11 protein-coding genes are annotated in these 13,112 nt (G+C 61.7%); 4 read left to right on the top strand and 7 right to left on the bottom strand.

Going from position 1 to position 13,112, the window contains the following annotated elements; genetic code table 11:
* Positions 1 to 17 precede the first annotated feature (17 nt).
* Entirely contained in the window at positions 18 to 197 is a 180-nt protein-coding gene (locus tag BW978_RS09390; RefSeq protein ID WP_054148428.1) for a DUF2735 domain-containing protein, read from the top strand.
* A 96-nt stretch (positions 198 to 293) separates the two neighbouring features.
* On the opposite strand, the gene alc is transcribed toward BW978_RS09390, so the two are convergent.
* Together alc and uraD are read right to left on the bottom strand one after the other, a co-directional pair.
* Positions 294 to 1,316: an allantoicase gene (alc, locus tag BW978_RS09385; RefSeq protein ID WP_076394343.1), complete on the bottom strand. Its 1,023-nt coding sequence runs from the start codon at positions 1,314 to 1,316 to the stop codon at positions 294 to 296.
* 1 nt (position 1,317) lies between these two features.
* Positions 1,318 to 1,815 (bottom strand): 2-oxo-4-hydroxy-4-carboxy-5-ureidoimidazoline decarboxylase, encoded by a 498-nt coding sequence (gene uraD, locus BW978_RS09380; protein ID WP_076394341.1) that lies wholly within the window; start codon positions 1,813 to 1,815, stop codon positions 1,318 to 1,320.
* Positions 1,816 to 2,045: 230 nt separating this feature from the next.
* Between uraD and BW978_RS09375 the strand changes: the two genes are divergently transcribed.
* Positions 2,046 to 3,092: an NAD(P)-dependent alcohol dehydrogenase gene (locus BW978_RS09375; protein ID WP_076394339.1), complete on the top strand. Its 1,047-nt coding sequence runs from the start codon at positions 2,046 to 2,048 to the stop codon at positions 3,090 to 3,092.
* Positions 3,093 to 3,146: 54 nt separating this feature from the next.
* On the opposite strand, the gene BW978_RS09370 is transcribed toward BW978_RS09375, so the two are convergent.
* Positions 3,147 to 4,004 (bottom strand): urea carboxylase-associated family protein, encoded by an 858-nt coding sequence (locus BW978_RS09370; RefSeq protein WP_076394337.1) that lies wholly within the window; start codon positions 4,002 to 4,004, stop codon positions 3,147 to 3,149.
* Between the two features lie 113 nt (positions 4,005 to 4,117).
* On the opposite strand from BW978_RS09370, the gene BW978_RS09365 reads away from it, so the two are divergent.
* Positions 4,118 to 4,996: a LysR substrate-binding domain-containing protein gene (locus BW978_RS09365; RefSeq protein WP_076394335.1), complete on the top strand. Its 879-nt coding sequence runs from the start codon at positions 4,118 to 4,120 to the stop codon at positions 4,994 to 4,996.
* A gap of 90 nt (positions 4,997 to 5,086) precedes the next feature.
* Here BW978_RS09365 and puuE read toward each other — a convergent pair whose 3' ends face one another.
* From puuE to BW978_RS09350, 3 genes are all read right to left on the bottom strand, one after another.
* Positions 5,087 to 6,007: an allantoinase PuuE gene (gene puuE / locus BW978_RS09360; RefSeq protein WP_076394333.1), complete on the bottom strand. Its 921-nt coding sequence runs from the start codon at positions 6,005 to 6,007 to the stop codon at positions 5,087 to 5,089.
* Positions 6,008 to 6,098: 91 nt separating this feature from the next.
* Entirely contained in the window at positions 6,099 to 6,806 is a 708-nt protein-coding gene (locus tag BW978_RS09355; protein WP_076394331.1) for a DUF1045 domain-containing protein, read from the bottom strand.
* A gap of 137 nt (positions 6,807 to 6,943) precedes the next feature.
* Positions 6,944 to 8,152: an NAD(P)/FAD-dependent oxidoreductase gene (locus BW978_RS09350; protein WP_076394329.1), complete on the bottom strand. Its 1,209-nt coding sequence runs from the start codon at positions 8,150 to 8,152 to the stop codon at positions 6,944 to 6,946.
* On the opposite strand from BW978_RS09350, the gene mnmD reads away from it, so the two are divergent.
* Positions 8,151 to 8,876: a tRNA (5-methylaminomethyl-2-thiouridine)(34)-methyltransferase MnmC2 gene (mnmD, locus tag BW978_RS09345; RefSeq protein WP_076394327.1), complete on the top strand. Its 726-nt coding sequence runs from the start codon at positions 8,151 to 8,153 to the stop codon at positions 8,874 to 8,876. The two genes, BW978_RS09350 and mnmD, sit on opposite strands and share 2 nt — an antisense overlap.
* On the opposite strand, the gene BW978_RS09340 is transcribed toward mnmD, so the two are convergent.
* Positions 8,877 to 12,875, bottom strand: coding sequence for a response regulator (locus tag BW978_RS09340; protein WP_076394325.1), 3,999 nt, complete (start codon positions 12,873 to 12,875; stop codon positions 8,877 to 8,879). It lies immediately after the preceding gene.
* Positions 12,876 to 13,112: the final 237 nt, after the last annotated feature.

Genomic DNA, 13,112 nt, shown 5'->3' with positions numbered 1-13,112 from the left:
AAACGAGAGGTAGTAGCATGACAACGAACATGGTTCGGGAATCGGCGAAGATCTACGAATTCCCGGTGCGTGACCTGGCCCGGCTGAACGCCATGCGTGAGCGCCAGACGCCGAAACCAGTGATCTATGAGAGCGGTTCGGCAAGCTGGTATCACGAGGAAGCGATCCGCGAAGCCGAACGGGCGCCGAAGCAGTAAGGGCGAAAGCCCAACAAGAAAGCCGCCCGCATTGCGGACGGCTAAGAGCATGCGACGAGCGGGCCTTTGCCCGCTCTTTTCGTATCTACCCTACATTCAGGCCTTGGTGCCGAACAGGCGCAGGCGCATGACGCCGCCGTCGGGATGCACGCCGATCCGCACATGCGTAACCGGACCAATCTTCTGGAGCTGGTCGCCTTCATAGAAATGCTCGGCATCCATATGCATCTTCTGTCGCGTCAGGATCGGCTTCCACTGTTCGGATGCGGCAATCTCTGCCTCACTAAAGGTATCACCTGCGTCAGGCAGATAGGCGCCGAGCAGCTCGCAGGTATCAGGATAATTGCCCTTGTAGAAATGCGTATCGATCAGCACCCGGTTGATCACGCCCGGATGGCCGAGACGGATGATCGCCCAGTCATGGCCGGGGCCACGACGACGCTTGGTTTCCCAGCCATCGCCCATATTGGTGCCGCGACCGGGCGACAGGATCTTGTCGGGATGGCCATAATGGGCATCAGACCAGGCCAGCGACTTGGCGCCATGGAAGATATAGGCGAGATCGATCTCTTCGGTTGCGCCAAACTTCGACCAGTCGAAATGGGCAGCACCATAGACACGCAACCGCGCCACGCCGCCATCCGGATAGATGTGCAGGCGCAGATGCGTCCAGACCTTCGACGTGTCGGAATTGGCAAAGAAATGCTGGGCAGACGCACCGAGTGGCGACTTGGCCACCAGTTCGGTCCAGACCGTCGCGTCGGTCGGATCGCCGCGTTCAACGAAAGCCGCCTCGATCGAGCCATGCGGTGGGTAGTTGCCGGTAAAGAAGCGCGTATCGACATCGAAGCCGAAGATGCGGCCCGGCATGGCAAGGCGGATGATCGCGTAGTCATGGCCCGGCACACGCTTGCGACGGCTTTCCCAGCCATCCATGTATTTGCCGTTGTCGTCGTAAAGGTCCGGATCGAAGGTTGCCGGATCGTCGTTCAGCATGCGCGACACCGGCGCGAAGAACTCGTCGGTCGAGTAAATGCCCACGGCACCAAGGCGGGCCGAGGCGAGATTGACGGCACCGGCAGCGAAATCCGGCAGGACGACGGTCGAGGTCTCAAGCATATCAGTGTGTCTCCGGAAGCAGGGCTTCAAGGCGAAGCCTGGCGATTTTTTCCACCTGCTGGCAGGCGGTGTCGAATTCCTGATCGCGGTTATTGGCGATACGCGTTTCGAAAGCGGCGAGAATGTCGTCCTTCGTCAGCCCTTTGACCGCGATGATGAAGGGAAAGCCGAACTTTTCGACATAGGCCGTATTCAGCTCGGTAAAGCGGGCATGCTCGTCAGCGCTCAACCGATCAAGACCGGCACCGGCCTGTTCGCGTTTGCTGTCTTCGGTCAACTCGTCGGCAACGGCGAGCTTGCCCGCCAGATCGGGATGCGCACGCAAGACGCCCAACCGCTCCTCTGCGCTCGAGGTGCGGAAGATCATCGCCATAGCATCATGCACGTCGAGCGCCGTCAGCGGCGCCTCGATCATGCCGGCGTCGAAGGCACGTTCCGCAATGAAGGGCGAATGTTCGAACACCCCGCCGAAACGCTGAACGAAGTCCGCTCTGTCCATGCCGTCAATCCAATATCATGTGAGGCCGCAGCTGTAACAGCGGCGAGGAGGGCCTGCCCGCGCATCCCGCGAAGCAGTTGATGACAAGAATTAGCCGAGCCCCCTCGTCTTGTCGAGTTTCCGAAGCCGACAGGCACTTTCAACGCAATCGCCAGGGTCCTTCGCTTGCAGGCGCCCCGGATCGACCTATCTACAGCACGCTTCTCCCATGACTTTTGAAAGGATACCCCATGCCGATTGCCAAAGGCTATGCCGCAACGGATGCCTCCAAGCCATTGGTTCCCTTCACCTTCGAGCGTCGCGAACCGAACGCCGACGACGTGGTGATCGAGATCAAGTTCTCCGGCATCTGCCATTCCGACATTCACCAGGCCCGCAACGAATGGGGTAACTCGACCTTCCCCATGGTCCCCGGCCACGAGATCGCCGGCATCGTGACAGCAGTCGGCTCAAGCGTTTCGAAATACAAGGTCGGTGACCGCGTCGGCGTCGGCTGCTTCGTCAATTCCTGCCTGCATTGCGAACGCGATCTCTACCGCGAACAGTATATGCCTGGCCTCGTCGGCACCTATAACTCCACGGAAGTCGACGGCGTGACCCCGACGCAGGGCGGCTATGCCGACTCCATCGTCGTGCAGGAAGACTATGTCCTCTCAATCCCGGACAACATCCCGCTCGACAAGGCAGCCCCGCTGCTCTGCGCCGGCATCACGCTTTACTCGCCGCTCAGCCACTGGAAGGCCGGCCCCGGCAAGAAGGTCGCCGTCATCGGCATGGGCGGTCTCGGCCATATGGGCGTCAAGATCGGCGCCGCCATGGGTGCTGACGTCACGGTACTCAGCCAGAGCCTGTCGAAGAAGGAGGACGGCCTCGCCTTTGGCGCCAAGGAATATTACGCCACCTCGGATCCGGAGACCTTCAAGACGCTCGCCGGCTCCTTTGACCTGATCCTCTGCACCGTCAGTGCCGAGATCGACTGGAACGCCTACCTGAACCTTCTGAAGGTCGACGGCACCATGGTCCTGCTCGGCGTGCCGGAAAACCCGGTCCCCGTGCATGCCTTTGCCCTGATCGCCGGCCGTCGCTCGCTCGCCGGCTCGATGATCGGCTCGATCAAGGAAACCCAGGAAATGCTGGACTTCTGCGGCAAGCACGACATCACCCCGGAGATCGAGATCATCGACATCGCCCAGGTGAACGAAGCCTATGAGCGCGTCATCAAGAGCGACGTCCGCTACCGCTTCGTCATCGACATGGCGACGCTCGACAAGGGCTGAGCTTCGAAGACCGAATGAGAAGGGCCCGGCATCGCTGCCGGGCCCTTTGTCGTTTCAGACCTGCAACTGATACCCGTTCCGCTCCGGAAACGGCCAATCCACGAGCAAGGCCATATCCGGCCGGTAGATCTCCACCTTCAGCGGATAGCACTTGGCGACGTCACTCGAATGGCTGGTGCTGCAATCGCCACCCGGACAGGCCGAGAGCGCGCCCAAGAGATCAATCTCCGCGAACATTTCAAGAAAGTCGCCGGGACGAACCGGGCTCGCCTTCATGAAATACTGCTGGGTATCGCGGGTGAAACCGGTGCACATGAATACGTTCAGCACGTCATGCACATGCGGCTCGACTGACTTGATGTCGGAACCGGCATGATGCGCCAGTGCGCGGCAGAGGTTGGAATGGCAGCAGTGATGATAGTCGCCGCCTGAGAGCAGCCGGTTGGTATAGGGGTCGCAGCGCGTGCCGATCACGTCATGTACCCCGCCGCCGAATTCGTCGAAGCCGTACCAGCCGAGCGTATCATGGCTGATCGTCGCCATGGGGCGAAGCGACGGCAAATTGCTCCAGAGACGGTTGCCGGTCGTCACATGCGTCGCATGCAGCGCCCGCGTCTTGCCGGAGAAGAAGCGCTCAGAGAGATCGTTGGCGTTCCAAAGGTTGAGGTCGCCAACCTGCGGCCCCTCGACGCTGACGATGCGGAAGAAATGCCCCTTCGGCACCTCAAAGGTATTGCCCTCTCGCGGCGGAACGATCACTTCGCCGACCTTCTCCATCGTCGCGCGCGCCCGTTCCAGAATGCTCATGTCAGGAGCAACAAGCGACTCGACCGGATAGCACACGACCGGCTTCACGGCGCGGCGGGCAGCCGCATCGGCGGGAACGGGGATGTTTGCGTTAAAGGAAGACATGCGCGGCTCCGGAGTGGGCATCAAGATTTGATCCCCAAGGTGCCCCACCTGCCCCATCAAGACAACTGCCTCTCTTCTTGCCCCATGACCAAGTCTGACTTAGTCATAGAGTCATGAAACTGCCACCGCTCCCGACACTCCGCGCCTTCGAAGCCGCCGCCCGCCGCGAGAGCTTCCTGCAGGCTGCGACCGAACTCGGCATGACGGCAACCGCCGTCAGCCAGCATGTGAAGGCGCTGGAGGATTGGCTGGGCCTGGCCCTCTTCGAACGCCGCCCACGCGGCGTGCGCCTCACCGCCGACGGACGCGAGCTCGGCGCCGCCTGCTCGGAAGGCCTCGGCCACATCGCCCGCGCCGCAGAGCGGCTGACCGGCCGCAAATCCTTGGCCCGCGCCAGCCTCGCCTGCATGCCCTCGGTGGTCACCCACTGGCTCGGCCCCCGTCTGCCCCGCTTCCGCGCAGCACATCCCGATATCCAGGTCTCTATCGTCTATCCGCTCGGCGCATTGACCCCGGACGAAGCCGGCGCAGATCTGCTGATCTGTCATGGCACCCGTCCGCCGGGTCGCGCCGAGCGTATTCTGGACGCCGCCACCCGCCCGACCTGTGCGCCGAGCTATCTGGATCGACATGGACCGATTACAACACCCGCCGACCTCCTGAAACAGGACCTGCTGCACGACGCGACCGAGGCCGCCTGGCAATCCTGGCTCGCGGCACGTGGCGTTGGAGGCTCGACACCCTCGGGACCGCTCTATGCCGATTTCAATCTGCTGGTCAGTTCGGTGCTCTCGGGCCTCGGCATCGGCCTCTGCCCGACAGCCCTGATATCAGACCATCTGGCAGCGGGCACGCTGAGCGTGCTGTTCGATGAAGCCGCCGATGAGGACAAGGCCTATTGGCTGCGATCAGGCACGGACCTGTCCGAGCCAGCTGCGGTGTTGCGGGATTTGTTGCTGACGGAAGCCGCGAGTTCGGCTTCGATCGCCTGATACTCGACGCAGGCCTTCTCATACTCGGCACGGAATGCCGGGGAATCCATGAGCTTGGACTTGAGGTCGCCGAGTGTTGTCATCAGGCCCTCACCACGCCGGTTTGTGATGCTTGTGCCAGTGTTCCGCAATCTCGATGCGCCGGGGCACCCAGACCTTCTCGTGGCCAGTCACATAATCGATGAACCGCGCCAGGGCCGCCGCCCGCCCGGGACGTCCGACGAGGCGGCAGTGGAGGCCGACGGACATCATCTTCGGGCTGCCGTTTTTCCCTTCCTCGTAGAGCACGTCGAACGCGTCCTTGAGATAGGTGAAGAACTGGTCGCCGGTGTTGAAGCCCTGCGGCGTGGCAAAGCGCATGTCATTGGTTTCGAGCGTATAGGGGATGATCAGGAAGGGTTTGCCGTCGAGATCCGGCACCCAGAACGGCAGGTCATCGGAATAGTTGTCCGAGGAATACAGGAAACCGCCTTCCTCCATCACGAGGCGCAGCGTGTTGTCAGAAGGCTTGCCCTGATACATGCCGAGCGGATGCGAGCCGGTCAGTTCCTTGTGCAGGCGAACCGCCTCGCGGATGTGCTCGCGCTCGACGTCTTCTGGGAAATCCTTGTATTCGAGCCAGCGATAGCCATGGCTGGCGATTTCCCAGTCGGCTTCCTTCATCGCGGCAACGGCTTCCGGGTTGCGCGCCATGGCGAGCGTCACGCCATAGACGGTGACCGGAACCTTGCGCTCGGTGAACATCCGCCAAAGCCGCCAGAAGCCCGCGCGTGAGCCGTATTCGTAAATCGACTCCATGTTGAGATTGCGCTGGCCGGCCCAGGGCTGTGCGCCGACGATTTCCGACAGCAGGCATTCCGAAGCTGGATCGCCGTCGAGAATGCAGCTTTCGCCGCCCTCCTCGTAATTCACCACGAACTGCACCGCGATCCGCGCATCATCAGGCCATTTCGGATCGGGAATATCGCGGCCATAGCCGATCAGGTCGCGGGGATAAGGAGCAGTCGTCATCGGTTCACCTCTCGTGTTTTGACGCGAGGCTATTGGCGAGGGCGGCGCCTGTCGAGATGGAAAACACGCATTTTGCTGCAGCGCACAGGCGTCAGGCGATCTTGCGGCTAGAAACCCGGCCCAGAGGATGCAGCGAATGTACGGTAAACGGCGCGCCACGTTCAGTTTCGACAAACAGCGCGAGATTGGTCACCACAACAGGCTCGGCCAGCACGGGATCGAAATGCGCCTTCAAGCCCTGCTCGATTCGCGGGAAATCGCGCGCCAGAAGCGGCCCCGTCAGTGTCATATGGAAACGGTATTCGTCCATCACATAAGGATGGCCCCAGCGGCTGAGATTGCTGAACTGCGGCGCAGACAAGCGGTCGGGATTGCGCCGTTCGATCTCGACTTCGGAAAGCGGCGCACGAAAACCATCAAAGGCCTGCACAACGGAGGCCGCGAGATGATCGACCTCCGGGCAGGGCCGCTGCAGGATGAGCCCGAAGACGTCGCCGATCCGGCCAACCGAAAGTCCGCGCAAGACGACCGGGTCCATCCGGCCGGCGAAATGCATCAGGTCACGTAGCAGAGAGGCCTCGTTCGAACCTTCGCTAAGGCGGAATGGCGCCTTGAAGGTCGCATGAAAACCGAAGCGTCGCGGAAGGGCCGTGTGAAAGGCAATCTCGTGCACACCAAGGCCCTTCAGCCCCGGATGCTCCTCCGCCTCGCCGGAGAACACGTTGCGGCCAAGCCAGCGCGCCGCTGCATCGGCGAGCGGATCACGGGCAGGCGGCGTAAAGCAGATGGCATAGCGCATGTCGAGCACCTCGCACTGGCTCGCGACGGCACTTTAGCAGTTGCCGTTACAACCCGGTGGATAGGTGATTTGCATGACAGTATCACGAAGCGCGCGAGGCAAATTCGCGACAGGACCCGGAGACACCCCCTTTGATTTCAGGGTATTTCGGTAAATTGCTCATCGCCTGCGCGACGCGCAGCCACTGAAAGGTGATGGGCAAGGGCAAAACCGTGAGGCAGAGATAAGGCCTCACCGCCAATCGAATCGAGAGCGGCATCCGCCAGCCGGTGCGCGATACCGAAACTCACCTTGAAGCCGCCGGTCAGCGCATGCACTTGCGGATGGTCAGGATGGGGCCCGACCATCGGATCCCGATCCACTGCCTTGGGGCGAAGCCCCGCCCAGCATTCGACCACCTCGGCTTCCCGCAGCACCGGTGCAAGCTCCCTCGCCTCGGCGATCAGAGCATCCAGCTGCGCATCCGTCGAGAATGGATCCTCGAAGGTATTTTCGCTGGTGCTGCCGATGGCGACGAGCCCGCCTTCATGCGGCACCACATAGAGACCGTCGAGATAGAGGAGCGGCAGATCCGCCGGCAGGTCCAGTTTGAGCAGCGCCGCCTGACCCTTCACACCCCGTCCGAGCGGCTTGCGAAGCGTAGGTCCGATGGCTTCGAGCAGCGGGAAGGACCCGACACCGGCCGCGACCAGCAGATCCCCGTATCCGATGACCGTCCCGTCGGCGAGCTTCACCTGGCTTGCCGGCGCATCGATCGATTGCACGGCGGCCCCGACCAGCAACCGCACACGCCCCGATCGTTCGAGACGCGCCCGGATCGTGGCCGTCAAAGCACGCGGCGAGACACGGGCCCCGAGGCGATCGAACACGACGCCGGCCTCAGAAAAATTCCGCGACGGCCAATCGGCAAAGGGGCTCTCGTCCAGGACGTCCCAGTCAAAGACCCTGCCCTCCTGGTTCCAGTTCGTCGCCGCCTCTGCCGAATGGCGTTCGGCAATTGGTCTCAGATGCGGCTTCGGCAAGGGGATAAGACGACCACAACGCCGATAGCCGGCCGAGAGCCCCGTTTCGCTCTCAAGCGCAGCAATCTCCGCCTCGAGCGACAACAGCCCCTCAAATTGCAGCTGCTTCTTCTCGTTCCACCGATCCGGCATATGCGCCATCAAGGCGCCGAGCAGGCCGCCGCTCGCACCGCTCGCAATACCGTCACCGTCGATCAGGATCGTATCGATGCCACGGCGCTCTGCCTTCAGCGCCGCCCAGAGGCCCATGATGCCGCCACCGACGATCACGAGATCGGCGCGCAATTGACCTGACATCGCAGCCGTTTTATCGGACATCACCATGACCCATTCAAATTATCCGCCAGGCACCGGCGACACTCAGGCACCGCTGGCCTGGCACGACGGCGATATGCCCTTTTCCACCGCCTTTGGCGATCATTTTTATTGCCAGACCGATGGCCGGCTCGAATGCGGCCACGTCTTCCTGGCCGGCAACGGACTGCCGGAGCGCTGGCAGACGACAGAGAGCTTCACCATCGGCGAACTCGGCTTCGGCACCGGGCTGAATGCCTGCGAGACCTGGCGGCAGTGGAAGGAGCATCGTCGTCCCGGCGCTCACCTCCACTTCGTCTCCTTCGAGCTCTTCCCCATGCAGGCGGAAGAGATCGACCGCGCACTCGCGCGCTGGCCGGAGATCGATGCCGAGCGGCAGGCGCTGGTCTCGCTCTGGCCGACGGATCCTTCAGGCGTCGTTGAAATAGATCTTGATGACAAGACGCGTCTGTCCGTCGTCTGCGGGGATGCGCTGGAGAACCTGACGGCAAGCACACTGACCTTCGATGCCTGGTTCCTCGACGGTTTTGCGCCGTCGCGCAACAGCGCCATGTGGTCGGCGGAATTGATGCAGCGGGTCCACGACACGACGAGAGAGAGCGGCAGCTTCGCGACCTATGCCGCAGCAGGCTTCGTCCGGCGCAACTTGATCGCGGCGGGTTTCGACGTCGAACGACGACCGGGTTTCGCGGGCAAGCGGGAAATGCTGTCCGGCGTCAGGCGCTCGGCCTAATCAGCCTTCGACGGCGATCCCGGTGACGGGTCTGCTGCTCCATTGCTCGATCTTGCGCATCAGAAGTTCCGGCGAGATCGGCTTGGAGAGATAGTCGTCCATGCCGGCGGCAAGGCAAGCCTCACGGTCGCTGTCGAGCGCATGGGCGGTCACGCCGATGATCGGGATCCGTCCTCCGCCGCGCGTCGCCTCTTCCGCCCGGATCGCGCCGGTCGCCTGGTGGCCGTTTATGACCGGCATCGAGACATCCATCAGAATAAGATCCGGCGGCTCGCTGCGCCAGGCCTCGACGGCCTCCTCCCCATTGCCCACAATGCGATAAGCGATGCTGCTTCCGCTGAGGATCTGCCGGAAAACGATCTGGTTCACCGCATTGTCCTCGGCGATCAGGACTCGTAGCGCACCATCATCGCGAGCGGCGACAGGCGCTGGCCTGGGCTCCACCGGCAGAGGCGCGCGGGGAGCAAGCAGCGCAGGTGACGACATACTACGCAAGCGAGGCGAGTTCACGCCATGAACGCGCGCCGTTCGCACCACATCGATGATCGCACCGCGAAGCACATTTGCCCGCGCAGGCTTCATCAGATGCGCCTGGATCTTCAGGCTTTCGAACAGCCTGTCATCGCCGACCATGTCCATCGAGGTCAGGAAGACCAGGGCAATATCGTCGAAGCGACGATCGCTGCGGATCGCCTTCGCCACGTCGATGCCGTTCATGTCGGGCATCTGGTAGTCGACGACGACGACATCGATCGCGAGCCCCTCAGCATGAGCGGCACCGAGAATATCGATGCCGGTCAGCCCGTCCGGTACAGCCAGACCGTCGAAACCCCACATCTCCAGTTGCTCGGTGATGATGCGACGATTGACGGCGTTATCATCGATGACCAGCACCCGCGCATCCTTGACGGTAGCAGGCAGTTCCTTCTGGCCGCGGCGCTCGGCAACAATGGCGAGCGGCAATTCGACGGTGAAGGCCGAGCCGCGCCCGACCTCGGATTCGACCTGCAGCTTGCCCCCGAAGAGGCGCACGAGACCGCCGGTGATCGCGAGCCCGAGACCGGTACCCTCGTGGCGACGGGTCGAAGATGTATCGACCTGTGAGAATTTTTCAAAGATCTTCGCCTGCATGTCCTGGGGGATGCCGATGCCGGTGTCCTCGATGCGCAGCTTCAGGATCGCCTGCCCCTCCGCTATGGCGTCCGCGGACACCTCGACATGCACGTGGCCCTTCTCGGTGAACTTGATCGCATTCCCGAGCAGGTTCGTGACGATCTGCCGGAAGCGCCCCGGATCGCCCATGAAGGTGTGGCGCACCTTCTGGTCACCGGAGACCACGAGTTCGATATCCTTTTCGGCAGCCGCGGCAGACAGCAGCGTCGCCACATCCTCGATGGCTTCCACCGGATCGAAGGGCGATTTGCGCAGCTTCAACTGTCCGGCATCGATCTTCGAGAAATCAAGAATGTCGTTGATGATGGTCAGCAACGCATTGCCGGACTTCACCATGATGTCGACGAAGGTCTTCTGGCGGCTGTCGAGTTCGGACTTGGAGAGCAGCTCCGCCATGCCGAGAACGCCATTCATCGGCGTGCGGATCTCGTGGCTCATATTGGCGAGGAAGTCGGACTTCGCCTTGTCGGCCGCCTCGCTGCGCGCAAGCAGGACCTCGAGCTTTGCTTCGCGCTCCTTGAGCTCAGTAAAATCGGTCAGCACCACGACGCAACTGCGGTTGCCACCGAAGGTCGCTTCCAGCTTGACCCAGGTCTTGCCATCGACGAGGAAATTGGTCGAGACGGCGTTTGCGCTCTGGAGCGCCGATTGCCACTGCTGCAAGATGCTGCTTGCATCGTCGCCGAAATCGCCGCGCGCCGCACAGTACTCGAAGATCGGCCGCCAGTTTGCGCCAGAGGTCACCAGGCTCTCGGGCAGATCCAGGATGCGGCTGAAGGACGGATTGACCTCCGCGATCCGGCCTTGCTCGATCATCATCAGGCCCTGCGTCATCATCCGCATGGATTCCTGAACGAAGCGGCCGAGCCGCTCCAGCTTTTGCTGTGCCTCGTCGATCTCGCGTTCGCGCTGGCGCATTTCGGTGAGATCGGAATAGGTGAGCAGAATCTTGCGGTCATGCAAGCGCGTGATCGTTGCCAGAACGAACTTGCCATCGTCATAGGCGAGTTCGTTGACATGCGAGCCTTCCAGCGCCTCGAACTGCGCTATGCGCGCGCGATAGCCCTCCTCGAACTCGACACCCGGCCAGGCATAGCCGAGCTTGTGGTTCTGTTCGCAATAGGACCGGAAGCTCAACCCGCTCAGCTGCATGTCAGCCGGCCAACGCCAGATGTCCCGGCACTTCTCGTTGGCGAACTCGACCATGTAGTCGGAATTGATGATCACCACGCCAACTGGCATGACCTGCAGCATCGAGACGATATCGGCGTAGAGCGCCTCGGCGCGCGCCTGTGCCGCGACCAGAGCCTCCTGCCCCTTCTTGAGCATCGAGATGTCGTTGACCGAGCCGACGAGGTAATGCTTGTTCTGCGCCGTGGTGATCCGGCTCAGGCGCGTGATGACCGAGATTTCCTGACCGTCGCGGACGACGACTTCCCGGTTCTTCTCGATCATTTCACCGGTCGCAAAGATCCGGAGGTTTTCCTCCTTCATGATCTGACCATTCTCTGGCCAGAGTTCTTCTTCTGTCAGCCCGTAGATATCTTCCCGACGCTGGCCGTGAAGGTCCTCATAGGCCTTGTTCACATAGATCATCCGGCGATCCGGATTGCGGATGAAAACAGGCACCGGCATCTGCTCGAGCGCCGCGCGATAAAGCAGCGTCTCTTCTTCGCGCTGATAGATGTCGGAGACGTCGGTATAGGTCAAAAGGATGCGTCCGCCCTCAAGGCGGCGGCTTCCGCCGGCAAGCGCCCGCCCCGACGGCGTCTTCACGTCGACCAGCGGCCCCTCGGCGAGACTGAGCACCTGTTCGATGCGATAGGCGACGCGCTCGTCGATTTCTTCCGAAGGAAGGTTGGGCATGGTGCGGACCATCGCCCGCGTCAGGAAATCCCGATAGGACATGCCCTCCAGTTTCTGCGAGGCATCGAATTCCGTCATCTCGACGGCCGCCGCATTGGCGAAGGAAATCTGCAAATCGGGATCGAGGACGATGATGCCAACCGGCAACGACGCCATCAGGCTATGAAGCTGCGATTGCAATGCTTCTGATTCCTGCCGGACGCTCTCCAGCTTCTCCTGCTCGTCCCTGAGTGGCGATAGGTCGGTGATAGAACCGACGATATAGCGCTCGCCATCCGGTCCCGTGACAGCCCCGGTGCGGCTGAGTACGGGGATTCGCGTTCCGTCAGCCCGGATGAAATTGTCCTGATATTCCTCTGTCACACCGCATTCGAGGACACGCTGGTTGCCCTCGAAATATTCCTGGCCGAGCTCGGGGAAGTTTTCTTGTTCGGTACGGCCCAGGAGATCCTCGATGGGCCGTCCGACCATCTGCGAATAGACGCAATTGGCAAAGAGCAGCCGGTGATCGGCGCTGCGAACATAGGTCGCGATGGGATATTGCTCGAGAACGGCCTGAAAGAGCGCGATGGAGGGCAGCCTGCCGAGAGCCGCGGGATCGGCCGATGGGCCGGATGGTGTCGCGGCTCTCTTCTCCTCCATGAAAGCGAAGAGATAGATCCGGTCGTCGTCGTCAAAGAAACGTTCTATATGCAGGACCCGCGTCGGTCCGCCCGGTTCAGCCCGCAGCTGCAGCGCCTCGTCTTCCCCGAACACGAGAACCCGCCGCTCGCGATCGTCGCGCAGGGCGTCCAGATCGCCGCCTAAGATTTCCCGATCGCTGCGACCGACGAAGCTCTCGACCGACAGGTTGTGCAGGTCGGCAAAGGCCGCATTGACTGCGACATAGCGCAGCTCGCTGTCCTTCACGTAGGAAGGCAGATCGAGCACCGCGATCTTGTCGCAGACCAAGTCCAGCAAGTCGCTTCCCCGGATCAAATCAGTTTCTCCCTCCTCCGATCAATGACGCGGAATGGTAAACAGCGGGTAAGCGAGCCACCATCCAAAGCTTTAAAAGCGAAGCAGAATGAACGCGTATCGCTGACCGGTCACCTCAGCCGCACCACTGTTCCAGATGAGCCGGTTTTTCGTCGCAAACGGCAATGCCTTTTGGCTTCCGAACCTGCGAGACTTGATGTCGAGATTGACACAATGGAT

The organism is Rhizobium sp. RU33A (assembly GCF_900156055.1).
GTDB lineage: Bacteria > Pseudomonadota > Alphaproteobacteria > Rhizobiales > Rhizobiaceae > Allorhizobium.
Note: the sequence above shows the minus strand (reverse complement) of the source record. Positions and strands in the feature narration are given on the sequence as shown.